This is a genomic window from Sphingomonas sp., assembly GCF_042095875.1.
GTDB lineage: Bacteria > Pseudomonadota > Alphaproteobacteria > Sphingomonadales > Sphingomonadaceae > Sphingomonas.
On the sequence record NZ_JBELMJ010000002.1, the window covers coordinates 39,534 to 63,152 of the forward strand.

Genomic DNA, 23,619 nt, shown 5'->3' on the forward strand with positions numbered 1-23,619 from the left:
GCGTCGCACGTTAGGACGCGCGCATGACCGATCATACCGACGCCGCTGCCGCGCCCGTTCCGCCCGTCGCCCTGACGCGCCCGCACGAATTCACCACCCATGGCATCACGATCAGCGATCCCTGGGCGTGGCTGAAGGACCCGAACTACCCCGAGGTCACCGACCCAGACGTGCTCGCCTATCTCGAGGCGGAGAACGCCTATTTCGAGGCGCAGATGGCGCCGCACCGCGCGCTCGTCGACCGGCTCTACGAAGAGATTAAGGCGCGGATCAAGGAGGACGACGCCTCGGTCCCGCAGAAGGACGGCGACTATCTCTACTGGGCCGCATTCGAGACCGGCGGGCAGTATCGCAAATGGTGGCGCCGCCCGGTCGGCAGCCCCGATGACGGCTCCGCCGACGAGTTGATCCTCGACGAGCCCGCGCTCGCCGAAGGAAAGGAGTATTTCCGACTCGGCGGCTTCTCGATCTCGAACGACGCGACGAAGCTCGCCTACGCGGTCGACGATAACGGCTCCGAACGCTTCACCGTCCGCGTGAAGGACCTCGCCACCGGCGAACTGCTGCCGGACGTGATCGAGGGCATGCTGTCCGACATTGTCTGGATCGCCGACGACTCAGGCTTCCTCTATGGGCTCGCCAATAAGGAATGGCGCACCGACAATGCGCGCTTCCACCGCCTAGGCGACGATCCCGCCAACGACGTCGAACTGTTTCACGAGGATGACGAGGGATACCGCGTCGCTGTCGGCGAGACGAGCGATCGCCGCTGGATCGTCATCGGCACCGGCGACCACGTGACCAGCGAGGTGCGCCTGCTACCCGCCGACGATCCCTTCGCCGCGCCGATCCTGGTCGCCCCGCGCCAGACCGGCCGCGAGTATGACGTCGACACGCACGGCGACACCTTGTTCATCCACACCAACGACACCGATCCGATGTGGCGGCTCGTCACCGCGCCGATCTCGGCGCCGGGAACGTGGACCGAGCTGATCGCCCCTTCGCCGCATTTCTACATGACCGGCGTCGAGTGTTTCGCCGGCTTCTTCATCGTCGAGGGACGCGAGGACGGGCTCGATCAGATCTGGGTTCACTCATACGACGGCGCCGAGCCGAAGCGGATCACCTTCCCCGAGGCGAGCTACGCCGCGGGCACCGGCGACAATCCCGAGTATGACCAGCGCGTGATCCGGCTCGGCTACGAATCGATGGTCACCCCCGGCACCGTCTACGACTACGACGTCGAAACGGGTGAACTGACCACGCTCAAGGTGCAGGAAATCCCCTCTGGCTACGACGCCGCGCGCTACGCGACCGAGCGGCTGCACATCACCGCGCGCGACGGCACGCGAGTGCCCGTATCGATCGTCTACCCGAAGGGTTTCCCGCGCGACGGCAGCCGCCCGCTGTTCCTCTACGCCTACGGCGCCTACGGCCACGCGATCCCGCCCGGCTTCTCGACCGGGCGCCTCTCCCTACTCGACCGCGGCTTCGCCTACGCGATCGCGCACATTCGCGGCGGCGACGACCTCGGCCAGCAATGGTACCACGACGGCAAGCTCGACAAGCGCGAAAACACGTTCAACGACTTCGTCGACGTCGCGCGGGGGCTGATCGCCGACGGCTGGACCAGCGAAGGACGCATCGCGATCGCGGGCCGCTCGGCGGGCGGCGAACTGATGGGCGCGATCGTCAACTCCGACCCCGAATTGTGGGGCGCGGTGATCGCCGACGTGCCGTTCGTCGACGTGCTCAATACCATGCTCGACGAATCGCTGCCGCTGACCCCCGGCGAATGGCCCGAGTGGGGCAACCCGATCGAGGACAAAGCGGCGTTCGAGCTGATCCGCGGCTACAGCCCGTGCGATAACGTCCGCGCGCAGGATTACCCGCCGCTGTTCATCTCGGGTGGGCTCAACGACCCCCGCGTGACCTACTGGGAGCCCGCAAAATGGGCGGCGCGACTGCGCGCGACCAAGACCGACGACAATGTGCTGCTGCTGAAAACCAACATGGGCGCGGGCCACGGCGGCAAGTCGGGTCGGTTCGAGAGCCTGCGCGAGGGCGCGGAGGAGCACGCCTTCGTGCTGTGGCAATTGGGCGTCGAAGCCTAGGCTCATGTCGATCGAGTCGCTGGTCGCGCAATACGGGCTCGCCGCGCTGTTCGCCGGTGCCGCGCTGGAGGGCGAGGCGGCGGTGATCGCGGGCGGCTTGCTCGCGCATCAGGGCCTCCTATCACTGCCGGGCGCGGCGGCAGCGGCGGCAACGGGATCGTTCCTCGCCGATCAGGGCTGGTTCGCGTTCGGTCGGCACTTTCGCGAACAGCGCTGGATCGTGCGCCTGCGCGGCACCGCTGCCTTCGCCCGCGCGCAGCGGCAGCTCGAGCGGCACCCGCGCAGCTTCATCTTCGCCTTCCGCTTCCTCTACGGCCTTCGCACCGTCAGCCCGATCGCGGTCGGCACCACCGATATTCCGCAGCGGCAGTTCCTCGCGATCAACTTCGCCGCCGCGATCATCTGGGCGATGATGTTCACCGGCATCGGCTACGTGTTCGGCGACGCAGTCGAGGAGTTCGTCGGACGGCTCCGCCACGACGCGCGACTGTGGTGGATCGTCGGCGGCCTGATGGCGGCGGGGTTGATCGTCGCTGCGATCCACTGGTGGCGGGGACGCGAACGATGAGCTTCAAACAGGATTTCACCGCGCAGGATGGCGACATCGACGAGCTCGGCCACGTCAACAATGCGGTCTGGGTGCGCTGGATACAGGAACTCGCGGTCGCGCACTGGCACGCGGTCGCGCCGGCCGAGCACCGCGACGCCTACGTCTGGGTCGTGACGCGGCACGAGATCGACTATCGCGGCAACGTCGGCGTGGGCGAGCGTGTCACTGGCGAGACCTGGGTGCCCGAGCCCCCGCGCGGCGCGCGATTCGATCGCCATTTCCGCTTCACCGGCGCCGACGGGCGCGTCCGCGTGGAGGGCGTCACAACCTGGGCGATGATCGACCGCGCTACTGCAAGGCTGGTGCGCATCCGTCCCGAGGTCGCCGCTCCCTTCCTGAATGAGACAGCAGATTTGCCATTGTAAGCAACGCCGTTGGCGCGATCAGCTGAACGGGCGTAGGCAGCATCATCGCGAAGGGGACTCGCCATGATGATCGTCAACCTGCTGATCCTCATATTGCTGAGCGCGTGGGTGCTGCAGATCACGCTCGCAGTCGGGACCGCCACCTATCTGATCGCGCGCTCGCTGACGCAGCGTGAACCCGCCACGGCCGCGCTTCACGCCGGAGCGGCCTGACTCCGGGCGGACGCGGCTCAGGTCGCGGCCAGCAGCCGGCATGGCCGGTATAGTGTTCGACGTCCGGCGCGGCCGGCACCTTGCCCGACCGCACCGATCTTCCTCACGCCGGCTGACCGCCACCGCCGGTCGAACCGAAGATCTGCCCGGTCGAGAAGCTGAGCGACGGGTCCGCCGCCGCCACGTACAGCGCCGCGATCTCCGCCGGCTGCCCGGCGCGACCGATCGGCGACTGGCTGCCGAAGGTGCGTAATTTGTCGGGCGTCGCGCCGCCGCTCACCTGCAACGGCGTCCAGAACGGCCCTGGCGCCACCGCGTTGACGCGGATGCCGCGCGATGCGACCTGCTTCGCCAGGCCCTTGGTGAAATTGAGCACCGCCGCGCGCGTCATCGCATAGTCTATAATGTCCTTCGACGGGTCGGCAGCCTGTTCGGACGACGTGTTGACGATCACCGCGCCCGCACCCATCCGCTCCAGCGCCGCGCGCGTCAGCCAGAAGGGCGCGTAGACGTTGGTCTTCATCGTGTCGTCGAAATCCTGGCTGCTGATGTCGGCGAGCGTCGCGCGCGTCTGCTGCCGCGCGGCATTGTTGACGAGGATGTCGAGCCCACCCAGTTGCGTCGCCGCCTGCTCGATCAACCGGCGGCAGAAACGCTCGTCGCGCAGGTCGCCGGGGATCGCCACGGCGCGGCGTCCCTCCGCGCGGATCAGCGCGATCACCTCGCGCGCGTCCGGCTCCTCCGCCGGCAGGTAGTTGATCGCCACGTCCGCGCCCTCGCGCGCGTAGGCGATCGCCGCCGCGCGCCCGATGCCGCTGTCGCCGCCGGTGATCAGCGCCTTCTTGCCCGCGAGCTTGCCCGAACCCTTGTAGCTCGTCTCGCCGTGATCGGGTCGCGGCGTCATCTTGGAGGAGAGCCCCGGCCACGGCTGCCGCTGCACCGGATAAGGCGGCTTGGGGTAGGCGGCAGCGGCGGGCGTGGTCGCGGCGCCCGCTCCGCCCCCACCGCCCTGCGCGCTGGCTACGTCCGCGACGGCGACCGCGCCCGCGGTCAGCGCGGCGCCGGCGACGAAGGTACGGCGATCAGTATCGGGCATAACACGGCCTCTCGGTGAATGCAGGTCACCGCCGAAAGGCCGCTATCTTGAGTTAAGTTCCGTAACGAAGCGTGACTCGCGTCCGTCCCGCACGATCGCGCGTCAGTGCACCGTGCCGCGCGGGGGCGGGATCATCCGCATCGTGCGCACCAGATCGGGTGCGGCGTCGCCGTCGACCAGCAGTGTCGCGGTCGCGGTTGCGTCGCCCTCGCGTCCGTCGAGCACCAGCCGCCACAGCCCCAGCAGCACCGCCTCGATCTCCTCCACCTGCGGGTGACACGGCCGCTGGAACGACAGCGTCTCGCCCGAGCACCGGTCCAGGATGGTCATCGCCGCGTCGAACGACGATCCGCCGTCGATGAAGCGACCCGCCACCGCCCGCTTCGGCTCGCCCGCCAGCGTCAGCGTGTGCACCCAGGCGCGCATCGCGTCGAGCATCAACCGGTCGTGGGTGCGCAGGTCCGCTACCTTGCGGTCCATGAGATCGTACATGCGTGAAGTCCGCCGTGATCGATGAGAATGGTTCTCATTATAACGTCGGCGGACGTGCGTCAACGCGACTCAACGCGTCGCAGCCACGCCGTGGCGGCGCGTCATGCATTCGCGAGCACGCACCGCTCCGGCAGCACGTCACACTGCAACAGCGCGCCGCGCCGGAGCGCGACCGGCAGATACGACAACGCCGCCCGCGCCATTGCGCGAGCGGCGTCACCAGCCACGCTGATCGATGATCAGGCGGCGACGGGCTCGAAGTGACCGCACCAGTCGCTCGCCTCGACCTTCGGCCATACACCGGCCTGGTCGCCGTTCGCCTGACCGATCGGCGGATTGTAGCGGCACAGGCCGAGCGACTCGCCGGTCGCCTCGGTGTCGAAGAACTTGCACTTGGCGCAGGCCGCGCCGTCGATGGTGGTGAGGGCCATGATCTTTTCTCCGGTTATGCTGGACGACCGTCGCGCGTCCGAATTGCCTTACTCAACCGAGATACAGGCGACGAGTTCCGGAAAACAAGACAAATCAACAGTTGCGATTCACTCTCACGCCAGATGTGCGAGCGATTATCAAGAACAACTCTTCGCCGCGCTGCCGACTTTACTTCCTGATCGCCCGATCAGAAGCTCGTTCCACAGCTACTTGTTTAATGATAGTCATTCGCACTTTGGAGCTGACAGTTCGGCGGCACTCGGCGATCCGCCCTATGCCGCAAGATCGTCAGCGCGCCGGCAGACAGCGCTACACGCAGGCAACGTCCACGTCGGAGCGCAACATCATGCGCATTAAAGGGCATAGGACCCGCCACACCGCGGCGAACGAACGCGCGGTTCGCCAGCGTCACACCTTGACGACCACCGCCGCGCGGCCGCGTCAGGCCGGCTGCCGCGCGTAGAACAGCCTGCCCTCTTCTACCACCAGCACGACCGCGAGCACGGCCACGCCGATCCCGAGATAGCCGATTGCGAGCGGCAAGGTCGTGCCGTTGTACGATTGCCCGATCAGCGAGCCGACGATCACCGCCCCGACGCTGGTGATGAACCCCTGAATCGAGGATGCCGTGCCCGCGATCTGCCCGACCGGCTCCATCGCCATCGCGCCGAAGTTCGATCCGCACAGCCCGATGCACGTCATGCTGAGCGCCTGGAACGCCATGTAGCTCCACAACGTCTCGGTCCCGCTCAGGATCACCGTGATGTGCGCGACCGACAGCGCGATCAGCGCGAGCACCGCGGCTTGCGAGATCAACCGCGTTCCCAGCCGCTCGACCAACCGGCTGTTGGCGAATGAGGCGACGCCCATCGAGAAGGCGCAGGCCGCGAACAGGTAGGTGAAGCGGTCGCCTTCGCCGAACTCGTCGACGAAGATCTGCTGCGCCGAGGACACGAACGCGATGATCGCGCCGAACGTCATCGACGCCGCGACCGCGTAGCCGAGCGAGAAGCGGTTGGTCAGCGTCAGGCGATAGGCGTGCGCGAGAGTCGGCAACGACAATGCGCGCCGCCGCTCGGCCGGCAATGACTCGCCCAGCCGGACGAACGACCATGCCGAGACGAAGGCGGCGAACGCGGCGAGCGCGTAGAAGATATAGCGCCACGGCCCGAGCGTGACGAGCAGCACCTGCCCCAGCGTCGGCGCCATGATCGGCACCAGGAAGAAGATCATCTGCGCCACCGACAGCGTTCGCGCCATCTGCCGTCCGTTGAAGCGGTCGCGCACGATCGCCACCGCGAGCACGCGGGTCGAGGCGGACATCAGCCCCTGCAACACGCGCGCGCCCAGCAGCGCGGCGAAGGTCTGCGAACTGGCGGCGAAGATGCTGGCGGCGACGAAGCCGAGCAGCGTGACGAGCAGGACCGGGCGCCGCCCGAAACGATCGGCGAGCGGTCCGTAGACGAGTTGCCCGGTGCCGAACCCCAGCATGTAGGCGGTGATGATCCATTGCCGGTGATTGGCGGTCGTCACCCCCAGTTGCTCCCCGATGTCGGCGAGCGCGGGCAGCATCAGGTCGACGCCGAGCGCGTTCACCGCCATCAGCGCGGCGATAAAGCCAACGAATTCGCCGGGAAGCATCGGGCCAGGAATCTTGTGAATGTCGGAACGCGCGGTCATCGCGCCCGCCTCTAGGCCGATAGGCGGTGCGATGCCACCGATGTCAGCATCGCTGCCCCATTCGCGGGCGTGGCGATCCTACTACCTGCCGCCGATCTCGCTGCCGCCATCATTTGTACATGTTCTTAGCTTAAGGCAGGAGTCGGGGCGCAACCGCGTCCCACGGACAGCAGGTCGCCCCGTTGCACCGCGTAAGGCGGGGCAGCGGGGCGACTTGGCCGATCAACCCCGCAGCGCGATACGCCCGGTCAGCAGCGGCCGCAGCACCAGCGCGTTCACGTCGATGAAGACGTGTAACGCGACCGCGACCCACAGGCTGGCGGTCGCGACATAGGCATAGGCCAGCAGCGCGCCGGTCAGTGCGGTGGCGACCATCCCCGCCCATCCCTGGTAGCGATGCGCCGCGCCGAACAGCAGCGTCGCGGCGGCGAAGCCGAGCAGGGGCGATCCGCTCAGCGACGTCACCAGCAGCGGCACGAGCAGGCGGAAGAACCATTCCTCGCACACCCCCGCGACCATCGACAGCAGAAACCCCCAGCCCAGCTCCGCGCGCTCGCGCGGCAGCACCGCGCCCAGCCGCCCGATCTGCAACCGTCTTCGCGTCAGCCGCGCGATGCCCGCCCCGATCAGCGCCCCCGCGGCGATCGCGCCGCCCAGCATCCACGCCGCGGAACCGGCGAGCGACACCGTTCCGGTCTGCGCCCGCAACGGCGCGAACGCGCGCGGCATCGTCGCCAGCGCGCCGAGGTGACCGGCGAGCCCCAGCAGCACCAGCGAGCTCGCGCCGAACAGCAATGCGATCCGCGCCGCGGCGCGCGTGAAGTAACGTGCGCGCCCCCGAGGCCAGTGCGGCGGCGGAAAGCCCACCTCGCCGCCGCGTGCGAAATGGACGAACGCCGCCAGCGCGAGCGCGAGCAGCAGCGCCGCGCGCCACGCGTCGCTCATCCGGCGGCCCGCACCGGCCCGGGTCGCGGCGCTCTACCGCCGGGTGAGCGGTGCCCGCACCTGCATGGCCGTGGCGATCTCATCGCTTTACCGCCGTCCAGCATCGCGCGATCCTGCGTCCGCCGGATCGCCACGGCTTAGCGGTCGATGCGGTGCTCGCCCTTGACCCAGCGCACCGTGCCCGACGACGCGCGCATCACCACGCTCTCGGTCGTCATAACCTGGCCGCGTCGCTTGACGCCGGCGAGCAGCGAGCCGTCGGTGACGCCGGTCGCGGCGAAGATGCAGTCGCCCTTCGCCAGGTCGGTCAGGTCGTACTGCCGGTCGAGGTCGGTCACGCCCCATTTCGCCGCGCGCGCGCGCTCGTCGTCGTTGCGGAACAGCAGCCGACCCTTGAACTGCCCACCGACGCAGCGCAGCGCCGCCGCCGCCAGCACGCCCTCCGGTGCGCCGCCCGACCCCATGTAGACGTCGATCGTGGTGTCGGGATCGGTCGTCGCGATCACGCCCGCGACGTCGCCGTCGCCGATCAGCACCACGCCGCAGCCGATCGCGCGCAACTCGTCGATCAGCGCCTCGTGGCGCGGACGGTCGAGCACGCACGCGATGATGTCGGCGGGCTTCACGCCCTTCGCCGCCGCTATCGCCTCGACGTTCTGTGTCGGCGTACGATCGAGGTCGATCACGCCCTCGGGCAGGCCGGGGCCGACCGCCAGCTTGTCCATGTACACGTCGGGCGCGTTGAGCAGCCCGCCGCCCTCCGCGATCGCCAGCACCGCCAGGCTGTTCGGCCCCGACTTGGCGCAGATCGTCGTGCCCTCCAGCGGATCGAGCGCGATGTCGATCGCGGGGCCGGTGCCGCTGCCGACCTTCTCGCCGATGAACAGCATCGGCGCCTCGTCGCGCTCGCCCTCGCCGATCACCACGGTGCCGTCCATGTCGAGTTCGTTGAGTGCGGCGCGCATCGCCTCGACGGCGGCGGCATCGGCCGCCTTCTCGTCGCCGCGCCCGGTCAGCGTCGACGCGGCGATCGCCGCAGCCTCCGTCACGCGCACCATTTCGAGCACCAGCACGCGGTCGAGCACCTTGGAGGCAGCCGTCATGTATATCCCCTTACCTAGTCTTTGCGCCGCGATACGGGGCTTGCGTGACGGTGTCGAGGCAGAGGTACGAAGCAGGCCCGCCGCGACGGTGGTTCACGGCACCGGGTTCACAGCATCAAGGCCGCCTTCAGCCCCAGCACCGCGACGTCGTCCGCCGATCGGATGCCGCCGGGATGGTGGATGTACTGGATGTTGGGTTGCAGCTCCAACCAGTCGATCGGGTGCAGGCTGTAATACAGCTCGCTCGCGTATTCGGCGTCGCGCACCGGCGTGCCGGGGATCAGTTCGTCGCCGCGCGCCGCGCGTCCGTTGACGTTGGTGCGCGCCACCGCGAAGCCGAGCACGTCGCCCGGCAATCCGGGGAACAGCCCCTTGTAGAACAGCCCGGCCGACACCTGGTTGTCGGTTACCGACGTCTTCCGGTCGGCCTGCGTGACGTTCAGGAACACGTTCAACCCGGCGAGCGACTTGCCGTCCTTCGACTCGCCGGTGATCTGCTGCTGCACCGCGACGTACACGCCGTAGCGGCTCGACCGGCTGAGCGGCGACACGCCCGTCACGACCGAGGCGCCGCGGTTCCGATCGAGCAGCACGTCGTCGCCGTTCGCGGTCGAGAATCAGCCGCCGACCTTGTACGAGCCGACGCTACCGCCATCGCCGCCGCGCACCCAGCCGACCTCCGCGGGCACCAGCACGCCGGTCGCGCCGCTGAACCGCCACAGGAAGAAATCGTCGTCGAGGTTGCGCGGATTGACCTCGTACACCGCGGTGCCGACGTACAGGTCGTTCGGCAGGTCGACGCGCACGCGCGCGCCCCACTGCCCAACCGGCCAGTTCTGCCAGTAGTCGCCGACGAGGTTGCCCGGCTGCGCACCGCAGAAGCTCAGGTTCTGGAAGTGGCAGGAGAAGACCGCGAAATCCTCGCCGGGGTTGGTGCGGCCGAGCTTCACCTCCACCGCCTCGCCGATCCGCTGCTCGTACCAGAATTGCGTCAGCCGCACCGTCTGCCCGCGGCCGTACACCTCCTGCACCTGCTGCAACGTGCCGAGCCCGGCGTCGGCGCCCAGGTCGCGCCCGCGCCGCCACGTGACCGTCGCCTGGAACGCGCCGCCCTTAAGTCCGACGACCTTGTCGAGGTCGAGCAGAACGCCCGCGTCGAGCTGCCCCGTCTCGCGCCACAGCTTCCGCTCGCCGCCCGCGACATTGTACCCGCTCTCCGACGCGTAGCGCGCGGTCAGCCCGATGCCGCGCGCGCCCAATCGCGATCGGATCGCCTGCCAGTCGCCGATCAGGCCCGGCGGCGGGCTGCCCTGCGTGTCGCCGATCAGCGCGGACGGCGAGGTATCGCGCACCGGACGCAGCCGGGTGCGCGGTTGCCGCCGCGTGTCGGTGAGCGAGCCGGTCGGCGCCTGCTGCGTCACCGCGTCGTCGGCCGCCTGGGTGGCGGGCACCTGCGTATCGTTCTCGTCGGGCGCGGGCGCCGGTGCGCCGACGTCGACCTGCTGCGCCGCGACCGGCGGGGAGAAGGTGATCGCTGCCCCCGCCAGCACCGCGCCCAATCCGGCCCGCGTCAGCCGATCCACCCGCGTCGTCTTCATCTTCCTCATCGCCGTACCCGGAACGACATCGCTCCCATCATGCCTCGATCACGACCCCTGCGATCAGTCGCGCAGCAGCTCGTTGATCCCGGTCTTCTCGCGCGTCTGCGCGTCGACGCGCTTCACGATCACCGCGCAATACAGATTGGGGCCCTTGCCGGTCGAGGACGGCGCCGATCCTGCCACCACCACCGAGTAGGGCGGCACCTCGCCGTAGAAGGTTTCGCCGGTTTCGCGGTCGATGATCCGCGTCGACTTGCCCAGGTACACGCCCATCGACAGCACCGCGCCCTCGCCGACGCGCACGCCCTCCGCCACTTCGGACCGCGCGCCGATGAAGGCGCCGTCGCCGATGATGACCGGATCGGCCTGGAGCGGTTCCAGCACGCCGCCGATCCCGACTCCACCCGACAGATGGACGTTGCGCCCAATCTGCGCGCAGCTGCCGACCGTCGCCCAGGTGTCGACCATCGTGCCCTCACCGACATAGGCGCCGATGTTGACGAAGCTCGGCATCAGGATTGCGCCCCTGCCGACATAGGCGCCGCGCCGAACGACGCTGCCCGGCACGGCGCGGAACCCTGCGGCACGGAACTGCGCCTCGCTCCATCCCGAGAATTTCGACGACACCTTGTCGAACCAGTGGCCCTGGCCGGGTCCGTTGTCGATCAGGGCATTGTCGTTGAGGCGAAAGCTCAGCAGCACCGCCTTCTTCAACCACTGGTTGACGCGCCAGCCGCCCGCCCCGTCCGGCTCCGCCACGCGCGCGGTGCCGACGTCGAGCTGCGCCAGCGCCTCGTTCACCGCGTCGCGCACGTCACCAGAGGTGGACAGCCCGATCTCGGCGCGGTTCTCCCACGCGGTGTCGATGGTCTGGGCGAGATCGGTCATAGGTTCTCCGTGATCTGGTTGAGCCACTGCGTCACGTCGGTGACGCGAAAGTCGACGAAGCTGCGGTCGGCGTCGTGGTCCTGCTCGCTGCCGTTGTCGATCCACACCGTCGTCATGCCGATCGCCTTGGCGGGTCTCAGGTTGCGCGCCATATCCTCCACGAACAACGCCCGCCCCGGATCAATCCCGAACGCGCTGCAGATGCCGGCGTAGGCGGCAGGGGCGGGCTTAGGCACCAGGTCCATCGCGTGGATGTCGTGGACCGCCTCGAAACTCTCCCCCAGCTCCAGCCGGTCGAGTACCTTAAGCGCGTAGGGCTTGTCGCCGTTGGTGAACACGATCTTGCGCCCCGGCAGCTTCGCGAGCGCCGCCGCCATTGGCGCGTTCGCCTCCAGCACGTCCATCTCGATGTCGTGGACGTAAGCCAGGAACGCCGCCGGATCGACCTCGTGCTCCGCCATCAGTCCGGCGAGCGTGGTGCCGTGGCCGAGAAAATACGCCTTCTGCACTCGGTGCGCCTCGGCGAGATCAAGCGACAACAGGTCCGCGATGAACGCGGTCATCCGCCGGTCGATCAGCGCGAACAGGTTCGCGGACGCGGGATAGAGCGTGTTGTCGAGGTCGAACAACCAGGTGTCGATATGGGCGAGTTCGGGCAGCATCGCCGCGCGCTCTACTGCGCTTCGCGCCCGCATTGAAGCCGCCTTGAGAAGCTGCGCTGTACGGCTATCAAGCTCACCTGTCTGGCGCGAGGCAGGCTCCGCCCCCATCTTCGATCCATGACGCTCTACTCGCTCCTCGATCTCGTCCCCGTCGTCGAAGGCGGCACCGTGTCGCAGTCGCTGGCGAACGCCGCCGACCTCGCGCGCCACGCCGAAACGCTCGGCTTCAACCGCTACTGGGTGGCCGAGCACCACGGCATGAAGGGGATCGCGTCGGCCGCGACCGCGGTCGTGATCGCGCACGTCGCCGGCGCGACGACGCACATCCGCGTCGGCGCGGGCGGCATCATGCTGCCCAATTCGGCACCGCTCCAGATCGCGGAGCAGTTCGGCACGCTCGACGCGCTGTTCCCCGGCCGTATCGACCTGGGGCTCGGCCGCGCGCCCGGCAGCGACCAGCGCGTCGCGCACGCGCTGCGCCGCACTCTCGCCAGCGACGCCAATCAGTTCCCCAACGACGTGGTCGAGCTGCAGAGCTATTTCGCCGACGACGGCCGCACCGGCATCTCCGCGACGCCGGGCGCGGGCGCCAGGCCGGAAATGTGGATCCTCGGCTCCAGCACTTTCGGCGCGCAGCTCGCCGCGATCCTGGGGCTCCCCTACGCGTTCGCGTCGCACTTCGCCCCCGACGCGCTCGACGCCGCGCTCGCGATCTATCGCCGCGATTTCCGCCCCCCGGCACAGCTCGGGCGGCCCTACGCAATGGCCGGGTTCAACGTCTTCGCCGCCGACACGCACGACGAGGCCGAGTTCCTCGCCAGCTCGCAGCAGCAGTCGTTTATCGCGCTGCGCACCGGCACACCGGGGTTAATGAAGCCGCCGGTCGCGAACTACCGCGCCAGCCTGCCGCCCGCGCACGCCGCGATGCTCGACAGCGTGCTGTCCTGCTCCGCGATCGGCACCCGCGACGAGGTGGCGCGCGGGATCGCCGCGTTTGTCGCACGCACCGGCGTCAACGAGGTGATGGTGACCAGCGCGATCTACGACCACGACGCGCGCAAGCACTCGCTCAGCCTCACCGCCGATGCGATGGCAGAGCTCCGCCAAGCCGCCTAACCCGAGCGGGAGGGCATTGCCCTCCCGCGCCCGCGCGGTTACGCCGCCCGCATGACGCAGGTCGGCATCATCATGGGTTCGACGTCCGACTGGGACACGATGCGCCACGCGGCCGAGACGCTCGACGCGCTCGGCGTCGCGCACGAGGTACGCGTCGTCTCCGCGCACCGCACCCCGCAGCGACTCTACGATTACGCGACGAGTGCCGCCGACCGCGGGCTCAAGGTCGTCATCGCGGGCGCGGGCGGCGCGGCGCACCTGCCCGGCATGGCCGCGTCGATGACGCACCTGCCCGTGCTCGGCGTGCCGGTCGAATCAAAGGCGCTGAAGGGCATGGATAGCCTCATGTCGATCGTGCAGATGCCCGGCGGCGTCCCCGTCGGCACGCTCGCGATCGGCCGCGCCGGCGCGATCAACGCAGCCCTGCTCGCCGGCGCGATCCTCGCGCTCGGCGACGACGGGCTTTCGCTGCGGCTCCAGGCGTGGCGCGCGGCGCAGACCGCGGGCGTCGCCGAAGCACCCTGATTTTACCCCAGACGGAACTCGCCATGCCGCTCGCCCAGCTTGACCGTCCGCTTGCCCCCGGCGGCACCATCGGCATCCTGGGCGGTGGGCAGCTCGGCCGCATGATCGCGGTCGCCGCGGCGCAGCTCGGCTACCGCACCCACGTGCTCGCCCCCGACCGCGAGAGCGTCGCCGCGCAGACCGCCTCGAGCCTGACGCGCGCCGATTACCACAACAAGGTCGTGCTGGCTGACTTCGCCGCGCAGTGTGACGTCGTCACCTACGAGTTCGAGAATATCGCGGTCGCCCCGGTCGAGTGGCTCGCCGAGCGCGTCCCCGTCTATCCGCCACCCCAGAGCCTCGCGGTCGCGCAGGACCGCGTGCGCGAGAAGCGCTTCGTCGAGGAAGTCGGCGGTCGCCCGGCGCGCTGGCAGGCGGTCGGCACCCGCGCCGACCTGGACGCCGCACTCGCCGCAATCGGCACGCCCGCGGTGCTCAAGACCACGCGCTTCGGCTATGACGGCAAGGGCCAGATGCGCATCAACGATGCGGCCGAAGCGGATTCGGCGTGGGAGGCGATCGGCGGCCCCGCGATCCTCGAGGCATTCGTCACCTTTAGCCACGAATTCTCGATCCTGCTGGTGCGCGGCATCGATGGCACGATCACCAGCTACCCGCCGCCGTGGAATGAGCACCGCGACGCGATCCTGCACCGCTCGACGCTCCCCGCGCCCGCCGAGATCGCTCAGCAATGGACCGAGACGGCGGCGCTGACCGGGCGCATCGCCGACGCGCTCGGCCACGTCGGCGTGCTGACGTGCGAGTATTTCGCCGGTTCCGACGGACCCGTGTTCAACGAGATGGCGCCGCGCGTCCACAATTCGGGGCATTGGACGATCGAGGGCGCGGAAACATCGCAATTCGCCAACCACGTCCGCGCGATCTGCGGCCTGCCGCTCGGCGACACCGCGCTGAACGCGCACGCGGTCGTGATGGAGAATCTGATCGGCGACGAGTGGCACCGCTGGAACGACCTGGTCGCCGCCCCGCGCACCCACCTGCACCTCTACGGCAAGCGCGAGGCGCGCCCCGGCCGCAAGATGGGCCACGTCACGCGGCTGGAGCGCTGAGGCCGCGAGCGTCCGACATGAAGCCAACTCACACCTTTCCCTATCACCCGCCGTCACCCCGGACTTGATCCGGGGTCCCGCTTCTATCTGCAAGCCGGATGCGAGGCCGCATCGAGCGGCGCAGCATAGCTCCCTGCCACGCCGCTGCCTTGCTGCTGCCCAGCTTCGCCGCCAAAGGCGCGCAGGATGACTCGCTACGCGTTCTACGATCTGGACCGCACGATCACGCGCCTGCCGACCTGGTCCGCGTTCCTGCTGTTCGCCGCGCGGCGCCGCGCGCCGTGGCGGCTGGCGCTCGTCCCGGCCGCCGCACTCGCCGCGGTCGCGCACAAGGGCGGGCTGCTCAATCGCGATCGCCTGAAGGAAGTCATGCACCGCCTGCTGATCGGCGGCGCGGTGTCCGCCGATGACCTTGCCCGCGTCGCCGATGCCTTCGCCGAGCGTCAGGTCGCGGGCAACGTCCGCGCCGGCGCCGCGCAGCGCATCGCCGCGGACAAGGCCGCCGGCTACCGCGTCGTGCTCGCCACCGCCGCGCACCGCTTCTACGCCGAGAGGATCGCGCGCCGGCTCGGCATCGCCGACGTGATCGCGACCGAGGCGACGACCGCGTCCGATGGCCGCGTGCGGCACCACCTGTCGGGCGCCAACGTCTACGGCGCCGCCAAGCTCGCCGCCGTTACTGCCTGGCTTGGCCGTCGGGGCGAGCCGCGGGACTCGCAGCACGTCCGCTTCTACAGCGACCACCCTACCGACGCGCCCTGCCTCGCCTTCGCCGACGAGGGGTTCGCGGTCCACCCCGACGCACGCCTTCGCGCACTGGCCGGCGCGAACGGCTGGCCGATCCTCGACTGGACCCGCTGATGCGCGCGATTATCCTCAGCGCCGGGCGCGGCTCGCGGCTGCTCCCGCTGACCGATCTGATGCCCAAATGCCTCGTGCCGGTCGGCGGACGCGCGATCCTCGACCATCAGTTGCACGCGCTGGCCGAGGCCGGCGTAGGCGAGGCAATCGTCGTCGCGGGCTATCGCCACGATCAGGTCGGCGCGCACCTCGCCACGCATCGCCCGCCGCTTGGCGTCACGCTGCGCTTCAATCCCTTCTGGGCGGTGTCGAGCAGCATCGGCAGCGTCTGGGCGGCGCGCGACGTGCTCGACCACGCCTTCTGCCTGCTGAACGGCGACACGACGCTGACCGGCCCCATTCTCGCGCGCGCGCTGGCGCACGACGGCGAGTACGACCGCGCGGGAGTCGGCTTGGTGGTGGAGCCGATCGCGCGCGCCGACAGCGACGACATGCTGGTCCAGGTCGACGGCGAGCGCGTCGCCGCGGTGTCGAAGGCGCTGCCGGCCGAACGCGCGACGCACCGCTCGCTCGGCGTCGTCGTCGCGGGCGCGCAGAGCGGCTACCTTCCCGTCCTCGACCGCGTGATCGCGGGGGCGGACGGGATCAACGCTTACCACCACGACGTCGTCGCCGCGCTCGCCACGCAGGGCGCGGTCCACGCGATCGTCGAGGAGAGCGGCGGCTGGGTCGAGATCGACCGGCCCGAGGATGTCGAGCGCTGGAACGCGCAGCCGCGATGACCGCGGCTCCGGTCGCCTTCCTGTTCCTCGGCGAAACGCTGCTGATCCCGCACCTCTTCCCGATCGTGGAGGCGCTCGCCGACGCGCGCCCCGACCTGCCGCTCGACCTCTGGGTCAGCACCTCGACGCACGAGCGATTGCTCGCCGGCTGGACCGCGCATCTGCCGCACGTCCGCGTCCGCCGCGCCCCCGGCTTTCGCCACCTCGCCGCCGCCACGCCCGGCGAGCGCCCGGTGCTGCCGCTCAAGCTGCCGATGCTGCTCCGCCTCGCGCCTGCCCTCGCCCGCACCCGCGTCGTCGTCTGCGCCGAACAGACCAGCCTGTGGCTGCCGCGACTGTTCCCGTGGGCGCGCACGCGCTTCGTCAAGACCTCGCATGGCGTGGGTTCGATGAGCGCGCGCGACGACCGCCGCCGGTTGGCGGCGTCCTACACGCTGGTGCCGAGCGAGCAGGAGCGCGCCACCTATCTCGCGCGCGGCATGGCGCCCGACCGGATCGAGGCGACCGGCTACGTCAAGGCCGCCTTTCGCCAGCGCACGCCAGCGCGCACGCTGTTCGCGGACGATCGCCCGGTGCTGCTCTACACCCCGCACTGGCAGGCGCATCGCTCGTCCTGGCCGGCCTGGGGCGCGCAGGTGGTCGAACAGCTCAGCCAGCAGCGCGACTGGAACGTCATCCTCGCGCCGCACCAGCGCCTGATCGAGCGCGCGCCCGAGGTCCGCGACGTGCTCGCCCGCGTCGCGCACCTGCCGCACGTCCATGCCGACCTCGACAGTTTCGCGACCGTCGACGGCAGCTACACCGCGGCGGCCGACATCTACCTCGGCGATACGTCGAGTCAGCTGATCGAGTTCCTGGCCCGCCCACGCTCCGCGGTCTTCCTCGACGCGCACGCGCGCGCCTGGGCGGATGACCCCGCCTACGCGATGTGGCGCGCGGGCGAGGTCGTCGACGAGCTCGCCGACCTGCTTCCCGCGCTCGCCCGCGCCACCGCGCGCCATGCCGACTTCGCCGCGACCCAGCACGCGATCGCCACCGCCGCGCTCGGCGACGCGAGCGGTGCCGGCGCTCACCGCGCGGCCGAGGCCGTGCTGCGCGTCCTCGCCAACACCCCACCCCGCCGTTAAAGCGCCGCCGATGCAGCCGACCGAGTCTCTTCAGCCCGCGGTGGTGCCGCTGGGCGACAATCCCGTGCTCCTGTGGGGCATGACCGCGTGCGAGCGGCTGCGCCGCATTGCCGCCGCGCGGAAACTGGCGTTCGACGACCCGGGGGCGGCGAGCGAGACCGTTATTCTATCCGACCTCGCCTACGTGTTCGATCCCGCCTGGATCGTCTGGCTCCAGCCGCGCCCCGGTACCGTGCTGACGCGCGAGGGTCGGGTCGTGCTCGCGCACGTCGCCGCCGCCGATCGTGCCGCGTGCGAGCGCGCGATCGTCGAAGGCGTCGCCATCCCTGCGCACCTCGAACAGGTCGCAGCCGAGCGCGACGAAGGCGTCTTCAACGAAGCGCTGCGCAAGCGTGAGCGCCCCTTCGCTGAGGCATTGGTGCCCGCCGCCGTGCCGGCGATCGAGCGCGCCAGCTACGTCGGCGCGTACAAGGGGGTGACCGACCTCCTGACCAAATATCTCTGGCCCGAATGGGCGTTCGCGCTGACCAGGCTCGCGGCGCGCGTCGGCATCTCACCCAACGGTGTCACCGCGATCGGCTCGGTCTTGTGCATCGTCGCGACGATCGCCTTCTGGTACGGCTGGTTCTGGACCGGGCTCCTGACCGGGCTCGTCTTCATGGTGCTCGACACCGTCGACGGGAAGCTCGCGCGCTGCACCATCACCTCGTCCAGGCTCGGCAACGCATGGGACCACGGCGTCGACCTCGTCCACCCGCCGATCTGGTGGTGGGCCTGGGCGGCGGGCTGCGCGCCCTATGGCCGACCGCTGACGGACGCGACCTTCTGGGCGGTGATCGCGGCGATGCTGTTCGGCTACGTCGTGCAGCGATTGATCGAGGGCGCGTTCATTGTCCGCTTCGGCATGCATATCCACGTGTGGGAACGCTTCGACAGCCGCTTCCGATTGGTCACCGCCAGGCGCAATCCCAACATGGTGATCCTGTTCGCCGCGCTGCTGGTCGCGCGGCCCGACTGGGGGATCGTCGCGGTGGCGGTGTGGACGATGCTGTCGCTCGTCGTTCACGGCGTGCGGCTGCTGCAGGCGATGGTGCGCGCGCGCCGCGGCGAGCGACTGACGAGCTGGCTGGCCTGAGCCGCCGGGTTGTGACCCGCGCGTCGGCGCCCATATCGCATTGATGACACGACGTTTCTTCTACATCGCTGCCGCCGCCGCAGTGCTGGGCGGCTCTGCGTTCGCGCCCGAGACGGCGGCCGCGCAATCCTGCGTCGGCACGCCGGGCGCGGGCAAGGTGCGACTGGTGGTGAGCGCGACCGAAATCCGCAACGCGCACGGCGAAATGGTCTTCACGCTCTACCCCGACGATTCGCGCCGCTTCCTCGCCAAGGGCGGCAAGCTCGCGCGCGTGCGCACTCCCGCGCAGGCGCCCGTCACCGTCGCGTGCTTCTGGGTCGCCCCCGGTTCCTACGCGGTGGCAACCTACCACGACGAGAACGGCGATCACGATTTCAACCGCACGTTGTTCACGATAAAGGAAGGCTTCGGCTTCTCCAACGACGCCCCCACAACGCTAGGCCTGCCCAGCCTGTCGCGCGTGCGATTCCCGGTCGGTAACAGCGGCGCCGCGATCCGCGTGCGCACGCGCTACTCGCGCTAAGCGCCGTGGCGCGTAGCGCGATGCTGCACCATAGGGACACAATTTCGCCGGATCGCGCATGCAAGAGCGATGTTACAATCCCGTGTGGAGCGGCGACCAAGTGACTTCTTTTTTCAAATCCGTCGCGCTCGCGCGCACTGACGGCGCCGCGCTGGTACGTGCGCCGCTCGCCTTCGCGCGCGGCGATGGGCGTGATGCGCTGGTTGTTCCCTTCCCCCTACCCCCGCTGCGCGGGATCAACCCGTCGCGAGTCGGCGTCATCAGCAACCCGCGCAGCCGCCGCAACCGGCAGGGTAATCCGGTCCACCGCCGCGCCGGCGCGACGTCCGAGATGCTGGTCGCCGAACCCGCGACCAAGGACGCGCTGGCATTGGCACTCGCCGACTTCGCCGCGCGTGGGGTGGAGTTGATCGTGGTCGACGGCGGCGACGGCACGGTGCGCGACGTGCTGAGCGCCGCCCCGCTCGCCTTCGGCGCTGCCATGCCGCCGGTTGCGGTGATCCCCTCGGGCAAGACCAACGCGCTGGCGCTCGATCTCGGCATCCCGTGGGACTGGTCGGCGGGCGACGCGCAGGCGGCACTCACCGCCGGGCGGCTGGACACGCGCCAGCCGGTCGAGATCACGGGTGAGGACAGCGTAACGCTGCGCGGTTTCCTGTTCGGTGCCAGCGCCTTCACGCGCGCGACCGACCTGGCGCAGCGCACGCACGACATCGGCGCGTTCGGCGGCGTCGCGGTCGGACTGTCGGTGCTGGGCGCGGTGTTGCAGACGATGTTCGCAGGCAGCGGCAACGCGTGGCGCGCGGGCGAGCGCGTGCGCATCGCCGGTGTGGCCGACGGCACCGCGCGCGAGCACGATTTGTACCTATTGCTCGGCTCCACGCTGCGCCGTTTGCCGATCGGGCTGAAGCCGCTCGGCCAGGGAGGCGAGGGCTTGAACATCCTGGCGGTGGAGGCCCCGCCGCGGCTGCTCCCGCTCGCCGTGCCCGCGATCCTTGCCGGACGCGAGGGCGGGTGGCTCGCACGCGCGGGCTATCATCACCGCCACGACGCGCCGCACAGTCGCCTGACGCTGCCCGGCGGCTTCGTGCTCGACGGCGAGAGCTATCCCGGCGGCAGCTACGACGTACGCGCGGGCGAGCCGATCACCTTCGTCACCCCGTGACGCTGCGCGCGTTCGTCGCGGCCGAGCTCGAGCGCGCGGTACCGCCGATGGTCGCCGAGGCCGCTGGTTCGATCGCTGCGGCGCTGAACGGTGACGCGGTGCTGTTCTACGGATCGGTGCTGCGCACCGCCGACCTGGACGGTGTGCTCGATTTCTACGTACTCCGCCGCTCCGGCACGGCGACGGGCGTGAGCCGCCACGTCTGGCCCGACGTCAGCTACCACGAGGTCGCGGTCGGTGACCGGGTGATCCGCGCCAAGGTCGCGACCATGGACCTAGACACGTTTGAGCGCGCCACCGCCGGCCGCTCGCGCGACACGACGATCTGGGCGCGATTCGTGCAGCCGGTGGCGCTGATCCAGGTCGCCGACGCCGCGACGCGCGATCGCATCGTCGCCGCGGTCACCGACGCTGGGGTCACCGCCGCGCGCTTCGCCGCGCTGCACGGGCCGGCCCGTGGGGCCGCCGGCGATTACTGGCGCAGCCTGTTCCGCGCCACCTACGCGACCGAGCTGCGCGTCGAGGCGCCGGGTCGCGAGGACCAGATCCTGTCCTACGATCGCGCGCGCTACGACGCGCTGCTGCCGCTCGCCTGGGACGCGGCCGGGGTAGCGTTCGCGCGCGACATGGACACGCTTGCCCCCGACCTGCCCACGTCTCAGCGACAGGCGCTCGCCCGCCGCTGGTCGCGCGCGTGCCGCTGGGGCAAGAAGCTCAACGCGCTTCGGCTGGTCAAGGCCGCCTTTACCTTCGACGGCGCGACCCGCTACGCGCTGTGGAAGATCGAGCGCCACACCGGACTGTCGCTGCCGCTGACGCCGTTTCGCGAGCGCCATCCCCTGATCGCCGCGCCGGGTGTGCTGTGGCGCTTGTGGCAGCATCAGGCGGCGCGCTGATGTCGGACTCGCCTGCCGCGCTGATCCTCGCGGGTTCGCGCGGGACGGACGATCCGCTGGCCGGTTACGCCGGCGTGTCGGACAAGGCGCTGATCGTGCTGGGCGACACGACGATCCTCGCACGCGTCGTCGCCGCTGTGCGCGCCGCCGGCATCTCGCGGATCGGCGTGTCGGCGAACAGCGCGCCCGTGCGGGCCGAGGCCGAGCGCTGCGGCGCCGAACCGCTCGTCGCCGCGGCAGGACCTAGCGCCAGCGCCGCCACCGCGCTGGACGTGCTCGGCACACCGCTGCTCGTCACGACCGGCGACCACGCGCTGCTGCGGCCGGAGTGGATGCGCGATTTCGTCGCGCGCGTACCCGCCGCCGCGGACGTCGCGGTGCTGCTCGCGCGGCGCGACGCGATCGAGGCCGCGGCGCCCGGGTCAAGGCGGACCTACCTGCACTTCGCCGACGGCGACTGGTCGGGGTGCAACCTGTTCTATCTTGCCACCCCGCGCGCCGCCCGCGTGATCGCGTTGTGGCAGGAGGTGGAGCGCGACCGCAAGCGGCCATGGCGGATCGTGCGCCGGCTGGGGCCGGGGCTGCTGCTGCGCTATCTGCTCGGGCGATTACCGCTGGCCGAGGCGATCGCGCACCTGGGCGCGCGCGCCGGCGTGAGGGCGGTGGCGATCGCCGCGCCGGACGGACTGGCCGCGGTCGATGTCGACAAGCCCGCCGACCTAGACTTCGTGCGCGCGCATCTGGATCAGCTACGGCCCGCGACGCGCACGTAGCGCCACACCATCACGCCCAGCAGCAGCGCGCCGACCAGAGACGCACCGAACACGCCGATGCTCGCCCCCGCCGCGCCGATCCGCGGCAGCAGCACCAGCATCAGCACGAACTGCGCCGCCACCCCGATCGCGCGCGCGGTCATCGCCGAGGCGGAGCGGTCGCCCGCCAGCAACACCGGCTCGAACCCGACAACCGCCAGGTCGATCGACCCCGCCGCGGCCAGCCACAGCAGCAGCGGATAGGCACCGGCGTAGGCGGCATCGCCGCCGACCGCGACCAGCACGGGCTTGCCAATCAGGGCGACCAGCAACAGGATGACCAGTGCCGCGCCCGCGCTCGCGCCGAACATGCGGCGCAGCGCGCGACCCAGCTCCCGCGGCGCGACGTCGCGCAGGGTGCGGACCACCTCGGGAAATGCCGCGCGCGAGATCAGCTGCGACAGCTTGGTCAGCGCCTGCGCCAGCTGCAGCGCGAGCCGGAACGCGCCCGCGGCCGCCGGGCCGCCGAACGCGCCGACGAACATCAGCGGCAATTGCTTGGTCGCGAGCCCCAGGCTCGACACCGCGTTGCTGCTGATCACGAAGCGCGGCAGCCGCGGGTTCTCCGCGCGCAACTGCGCCACGTCGACGCGCGCGCGCCGGATCAGCGCGAGGTCGCCGCTGCGCGCCAGGGTAATCCAGTACATTGCCGCGGTGGCGAGCTCGGCCGCGGTCCACGCCCACAGGAACGCGTGCAGCGTCGGCGAGAGGAACGCCGCCGCAACCGCGCCGACGAAGCGCACTGCCGGGGTCACGCTGTCCGCCGCCGCCGCCGCGCGAAAGCGGTCGGTAAGCCGCAGCACGCCGAGCGCAGCCGAGCGGATCGACAGCAGCTGCGCCGCGGTGAAGATCGCGGTGTCGCGCAGCAGCGACGGGCGTATCCCCAGCCGGTCGCTCCACACCGCCAGGATCGCGGCGGCGAGGCCCAGGCCGACCACCGCGCTTCCCGCGTCGAGCAGCATGCACGCGCGGTACAATCGCCCCAGCGCCGCCTCGTCGCCGCGGGTGCGATGGTCGATGCCGAAGCGCACCACCACCTGCCACGTCTGAAACCCGACCAGCAGCGCCAGCCCCTGCGCCGCGCCGGTGACGAGCGCGAACCGGCCGAAGTCAGCGAGGCCGAGCGTGCGCGTCGCGATGCCGAGATACAGCAGCGATAGCACCGCCAGGACGCCGCGGCTGGCGAGCAGCCAGCCGAGGTTGGCGAGCACCGCACGCACGCCGGAGGCGGGCGCGGCGGAACGCGGGGACGCTGCGGGGGATGACCGGTCCGTCATGCCGCCCGCCTAGATAGCCCGGACGCGAGCGGCAAGACCGTGACTTGCCTGCAAACGCGCGACAGAGCACGCCATCGCGATAGCAGCCGCCTCATGCTGCCGATCTGCCCGATGGCGATATCCGCTTCTCCGTTCGATCGCAGATCATCT

The 23,619-nt window shown here is 70.2% G+C and carries 25 protein-coding genes and 1 pseudogene; 16 read left to right on the forward strand and 10 right to left on the reverse strand.

Annotated elements, in window-relative coordinates; genetic code table 11:
* Positions 1 to 23: 23 nt before the first annotated feature.
* The 4 genes from ACFDS6_RS01185 (at position 24) to ACFDS6_RS01200 (ending at position 3,302) form a co-directional block, all read left to right on the forward strand.
* A complete protein-coding gene (locus ACFDS6_RS01185) occupies positions 24 to 2,114 on the forward strand; it encodes a S9 family peptidase (protein WP_375270280.1) in 2,091 nt (696 codons plus the stop codon).
* Positions 2,115 to 2,118: 4 nt separating this feature from the next.
* Positions 2,119 to 2,682: a DedA family protein gene (locus tag ACFDS6_RS01190; protein WP_375270281.1), complete on the forward strand. Its 564-nt coding sequence runs from the start codon at positions 2,119 to 2,121 to the stop codon at positions 2,680 to 2,682.
* Positions 2,679 to 3,089 carry an acyl-CoA thioesterase gene (locus ACFDS6_RS01195; RefSeq protein WP_375270282.1) on the forward strand — a complete coding sequence of 137 codons (411 nt, stop codon included), beginning with the start codon at positions 2,679 to 2,681 and terminating at the stop codon, positions 3,087 to 3,089. The genes ACFDS6_RS01190 and ACFDS6_RS01195 overlap by 4 nt, the downstream gene beginning before the upstream one ends.
* A 63-nt stretch (positions 3,090 to 3,152) precedes the next feature.
* Positions 3,153 to 3,302: a hypothetical protein gene (locus ACFDS6_RS01200; RefSeq protein WP_375270283.1), complete on the forward strand. Its 150-nt coding sequence runs from the start codon at positions 3,153 to 3,155 to the stop codon at positions 3,300 to 3,302.
* A 103-nt stretch (positions 3,303 to 3,405) separates the two neighbouring features.
* Here ACFDS6_RS01200 and ACFDS6_RS01205 read toward each other — a convergent pair whose 3' ends face one another.
* The 3 genes from ACFDS6_RS01205 to ACFDS6_RS01215 all read right to left on the reverse strand — a co-directional run bounded on the left by ACFDS6_RS01205 (position 3,406) and on the right by ACFDS6_RS01215 (position 5,321).
* Positions 3,406 to 4,398: an SDR family oxidoreductase gene (locus ACFDS6_RS01205; RefSeq protein WP_375270284.1), complete on the reverse strand. Its 993-nt coding sequence runs from the start codon at positions 4,396 to 4,398 to the stop codon at positions 3,406 to 3,408.
* A 102-nt stretch (positions 4,399 to 4,500) separates the two neighbouring features.
* Positions 4,501 to 4,890, reverse strand: a complete 390-nt coding sequence (locus ACFDS6_RS01210) for a hypothetical protein (protein WP_375270285.1) — start codon at positions 4,888 to 4,890, stop codon at positions 4,501 to 4,503.
* A 239-nt stretch (positions 4,891 to 5,129) separates the two neighbouring features.
* A complete protein-coding gene (locus ACFDS6_RS01215; RefSeq protein WP_375270286.1) occupies positions 5,130 to 5,321 on the reverse strand; it encodes a hypothetical protein in 192 nt (63 codons plus the stop codon).
* Here ACFDS6_RS01215 and ACFDS6_RS01220 point away from each other — a divergent pair.
* Positions 5,320 to 5,679 (forward strand): hypothetical protein, encoded by a 360-nt coding sequence (locus ACFDS6_RS01220; RefSeq protein ID WP_375270287.1) that lies wholly within the window; start codon positions 5,320 to 5,322, stop codon positions 5,677 to 5,679. The genes ACFDS6_RS01215 and ACFDS6_RS01220 overlap by 2 nt on opposite strands.
* A gap of 84 nt (positions 5,680 to 5,763) precedes the next feature.
* Here ACFDS6_RS01220 and ACFDS6_RS01225 read toward each other — a convergent pair whose 3' ends face one another.
* The 6 genes and pseudogenes from ACFDS6_RS01225 to ACFDS6_RS01250 all read right to left on the reverse strand — a co-directional run bounded on the left by ACFDS6_RS01225 (position 5,764) and on the right by ACFDS6_RS01250 (position 12,201).
* Entirely contained in the window at positions 5,764 to 7,002 is a 1,239-nt protein-coding gene (locus ACFDS6_RS01225) for a multidrug effflux MFS transporter (RefSeq protein WP_375270288.1), read from the reverse strand.
* A gap of 222 nt (positions 7,003 to 7,224) precedes the next feature.
* Entirely contained in the window at positions 7,225 to 7,947 is a 723-nt protein-coding gene (locus ACFDS6_RS01230) for a CPBP family intramembrane glutamic endopeptidase (RefSeq protein WP_375270289.1), read from the reverse strand.
* 137 nt (positions 7,948 to 8,084) lie between these two features.
* Positions 8,085 to 9,050: a class II fructose-bisphosphatase gene (gene glpX / locus ACFDS6_RS01235; protein ID WP_375270290.1), complete on the reverse strand. Its 966-nt coding sequence runs from the start codon at positions 9,048 to 9,050 to the stop codon at positions 8,085 to 8,087.
* Positions 9,051 to 9,157: 107 nt separating this feature from the next.
* Positions 9,158 to 10,657, reverse strand: a pseudogene (locus ACFDS6_RS01240) (carbohydrate porin).
* 54 nt (positions 10,658 to 10,711) lie between these two features.
* Positions 10,712 to 11,539 carry a 2,3,4,5-tetrahydropyridine-2,6-dicarboxylate N-succinyltransferase gene (gene dapD, locus ACFDS6_RS01245; RefSeq protein WP_375270291.1) on the reverse strand — a complete coding sequence of 276 codons (828 nt, stop codon included), beginning with the start codon at positions 11,537 to 11,539 and terminating at the stop codon, positions 10,712 to 10,714.
* Complete coding sequence (locus tag ACFDS6_RS01250) at positions 11,536 to 12,201, reverse strand: pyrimidine 5'-nucleotidase (protein WP_375270385.1); 666 nt, start codon at positions 12,199 to 12,201, stop codon at positions 11,536 to 11,538. Before ACFDS6_RS01250 ends, dapD begins: the two co-directional genes overlap by 4 nt.
* Positions 12,202 to 12,318: 117 nt before the next feature.
* Here ACFDS6_RS01250 and ACFDS6_RS01255 point away from each other — a divergent pair, with 117 nt between their 5' ends.
* The 11 genes from ACFDS6_RS01255 to ACFDS6_RS01305 all read left to right on the forward strand — a co-directional run bounded on the left by ACFDS6_RS01255 (position 12,319) and on the right by ACFDS6_RS01305 (position 22,153).
* Positions 12,319 to 13,317, forward strand: coding sequence for an LLM class flavin-dependent oxidoreductase (locus tag ACFDS6_RS01255; RefSeq protein WP_375270292.1), 999 nt, complete (start codon positions 12,319 to 12,321; stop codon positions 13,315 to 13,317).
* Between the two features lie 51 nt (positions 13,318 to 13,368).
* Entirely contained in the window at positions 13,369 to 13,842 is a 474-nt protein-coding gene (purE, locus tag ACFDS6_RS01260; protein ID WP_375270293.1) for a 5-(carboxyamino)imidazole ribonucleotide mutase, read from the forward strand.
* A 23-nt stretch (positions 13,843 to 13,865) separates the two neighbouring features.
* Positions 13,866 to 14,951 (forward strand): 5-(carboxyamino)imidazole ribonucleotide synthase, encoded by a 1,086-nt coding sequence (locus ACFDS6_RS01265; protein WP_375270294.1) that lies wholly within the window; start codon positions 13,866 to 13,868, stop codon positions 14,949 to 14,951.
* A gap of 186 nt (positions 14,952 to 15,137) precedes the next feature.
* Positions 15,138 to 15,812 (forward strand): HAD family hydrolase, encoded by a 675-nt coding sequence (locus ACFDS6_RS01270; protein ID WP_375270295.1) that lies wholly within the window; start codon positions 15,138 to 15,140, stop codon positions 15,810 to 15,812.
* Entirely contained in the window at positions 15,812 to 16,534 is a 723-nt protein-coding gene (locus ACFDS6_RS01275; RefSeq protein WP_375270296.1) for an NTP transferase domain-containing protein, read from the forward strand. Before ACFDS6_RS01270 ends, ACFDS6_RS01275 begins: the two co-directional genes overlap by 1 nt.
* Positions 16,531 to 17,661, forward strand: coding sequence for a hypothetical protein (locus ACFDS6_RS01280; RefSeq protein ID WP_375270297.1), 1,131 nt, complete (start codon positions 16,531 to 16,533; stop codon positions 17,659 to 17,661). The genes ACFDS6_RS01275 and ACFDS6_RS01280 overlap by 4 nt, the downstream gene beginning before the upstream one ends.
* Positions 17,662 to 17,671: 10 nt before the next feature.
* Positions 17,672 to 18,796: a CDP-alcohol phosphatidyltransferase family protein gene (locus tag ACFDS6_RS01285; RefSeq protein ID WP_375270298.1), complete on the forward strand. Its 1,125-nt coding sequence runs from the start codon at positions 17,672 to 17,674 to the stop codon at positions 18,794 to 18,796.
* Positions 18,797 to 18,839: 43 nt separating this feature from the next.
* Positions 18,840 to 19,319, forward strand: a complete 480-nt coding sequence (locus tag ACFDS6_RS01290; RefSeq protein WP_375270299.1) for a DUF2141 domain-containing protein — start codon at positions 18,840 to 18,842, stop codon at positions 19,317 to 19,319.
* A gap of 100 nt (positions 19,320 to 19,419) precedes the next feature.
* On the forward strand, positions 19,420 to 20,484 hold the full coding sequence (locus tag ACFDS6_RS01295; protein WP_375270300.1) for a diacylglycerol/lipid kinase family protein: 1,065 nt from the start codon (positions 19,420 to 19,422) through the stop codon (positions 20,482 to 20,484).
* Complete coding sequence (locus ACFDS6_RS01300) at positions 20,481 to 21,380, forward strand: hypothetical protein (protein WP_375270301.1); 900 nt, start codon at positions 20,481 to 20,483, stop codon at positions 21,378 to 21,380. The genes ACFDS6_RS01295 and ACFDS6_RS01300 overlap by 4 nt, the downstream gene beginning before the upstream one ends.
* Positions 21,380 to 22,153: an NTP transferase domain-containing protein gene (locus tag ACFDS6_RS01305; RefSeq protein ID WP_375270302.1), complete on the forward strand. Its 774-nt coding sequence runs from the start codon at positions 21,380 to 21,382 to the stop codon at positions 22,151 to 22,153. Before ACFDS6_RS01300 ends, ACFDS6_RS01305 begins: the two co-directional genes overlap by 1 nt.
* Here ACFDS6_RS01305 and ACFDS6_RS01310 read toward each other — a convergent pair.
* Complete coding sequence (locus ACFDS6_RS01310; RefSeq protein ID WP_375270303.1) at positions 22,126 to 23,469, reverse strand: lipopolysaccharide biosynthesis protein; 1,344 nt, start codon at positions 23,467 to 23,469, stop codon at positions 22,126 to 22,128. The two genes, ACFDS6_RS01305 and ACFDS6_RS01310, sit on opposite strands and share 28 nt — an antisense overlap.
* Positions 23,470 to 23,619 lie beyond the last annotated feature (150 nt).

Bases quoted from the DNA above. Each gene is read 5' to 3' on its own strand.
- ACFDS6_RS01220 (WP_375270287.1), top strand. From the start codon at position 5,320: ATGATCTTTTCTCCGGTTATGCTGGACGACCGTCGCGCGTCCGAATTG.
- ACFDS6_RS01225 (WP_375270288.1), bottom strand. From the start codon at position 7,002: ATGACCGCGCGTTCCGACATTCACAAGATTCCTGGCCCGATGCTTCCC.
- ACFDS6_RS01280 (WP_375270297.1), top strand. From the start codon at position 16,531: ATGACCGCGGCTCCGGTCGCCTTCCTGTTCCTCGGCGAAACGCTGCTG.
- ACFDS6_RS01290 (WP_375270299.1), top strand. From the start codon at position 18,840: ATGACACGACGTTTCTTCTACATCGCTGCCGCCGCCGCAGTGCTGGGC.
- ACFDS6_RS01275 (WP_375270296.1), top strand. From the start codon at position 15,812: ATGCGCGCGATTATCCTCAGCGCCGGGCGCGGCTCGCGGCTGCTCCCG.
- ACFDS6_RS01210 (WP_375270285.1), bottom strand. From the start codon at position 4,890: ATGTACGATCTCATGGACCGCAAGGTAGCGGACCTGCGCACCCACGAC.
- glpX (WP_375270290.1), bottom strand. From the start codon at position 9,050: ATGACGGCTGCCTCCAAGGTGCTCGACCGCGTGCTGGTGCTCGAAATG.
- ACFDS6_RS01250 (WP_375270385.1), bottom strand. From the start codon at position 12,201: ATGCTGCCCGAACTCGCCCATATCGACACCTGGTTGTTCGACCTCGAC.
- ACFDS6_RS01255 (WP_375270292.1), top strand. From the start codon at position 12,319: ATGACGCTCTACTCGCTCCTCGATCTCGTCCCCGTCGTCGAAGGCGGC.
- ACFDS6_RS01195 (WP_375270282.1), top strand. From the start codon at position 2,679: ATGAGCTTCAAACAGGATTTCACCGCGCAGGATGGCGACATCGACGAG.
- ACFDS6_RS01200 (WP_375270283.1), top strand. From the start codon at position 3,153: ATGATGATCGTCAACCTGCTGATCCTCATATTGCTGAGCGCGTGGGTG.
- ACFDS6_RS01310 (WP_375270303.1), bottom strand. From the start codon at position 23,469: ATGACGGACCGGTCATCCCCCGCAGCGTCCCCGCGTTCCGCCGCGCCC.
- ACFDS6_RS01305 (WP_375270302.1), top strand. From the start codon at position 21,380: ATGTCGGACTCGCCTGCCGCGCTGATCCTCGCGGGTTCGCGCGGGACG.
- ACFDS6_RS01190 (WP_375270281.1), top strand. From the start codon at position 2,119: ATGTCGATCGAGTCGCTGGTCGCGCAATACGGGCTCGCCGCGCTGTTC.
- ACFDS6_RS01185 (WP_375270280.1), top strand. From the start codon at position 24: ATGACCGATCATACCGACGCCGCTGCCGCGCCCGTTCCGCCCGTCGCC.
- ACFDS6_RS01215 (WP_375270286.1), bottom strand. From the start codon at position 5,321: ATGGCCCTCACCACCATCGACGGCGCGGCCTGCGCCAAGTGCAAGTTC.
- ACFDS6_RS01265 (WP_375270294.1), top strand. From the start codon at position 13,866: ATGCCGCTCGCCCAGCTTGACCGTCCGCTTGCCCCCGGCGGCACCATC.
- ACFDS6_RS01205 (WP_375270284.1), bottom strand. From the start codon at position 4,398: ATGCCCGATACTGATCGCCGTACCTTCGTCGCCGGCGCCGCGCTGACC.
- ACFDS6_RS01270 (WP_375270295.1), top strand. From the start codon at position 15,138: ATGACTCGCTACGCGTTCTACGATCTGGACCGCACGATCACGCGCCTG.
- ACFDS6_RS01230 (WP_375270289.1), bottom strand. From the start codon at position 7,947: ATGAGCGACGCGTGGCGCGCGGCGCTGCTGCTCGCGCTCGCGCTGGCG.
- dapD (WP_375270291.1), bottom strand. From the start codon at position 11,539: ATGACCGATCTCGCCCAGACCATCGACACCGCGTGGGAGAACCGCGCC.
- purE (WP_375270293.1), top strand. From the start codon at position 13,369: ATGACGCAGGTCGGCATCATCATGGGTTCGACGTCCGACTGGGACACG.
- ACFDS6_RS01285 (WP_375270298.1), top strand. From the start codon at position 17,672: ATGCAGCCGACCGAGTCTCTTCAGCCCGCGGTGGTGCCGCTGGGCGAC.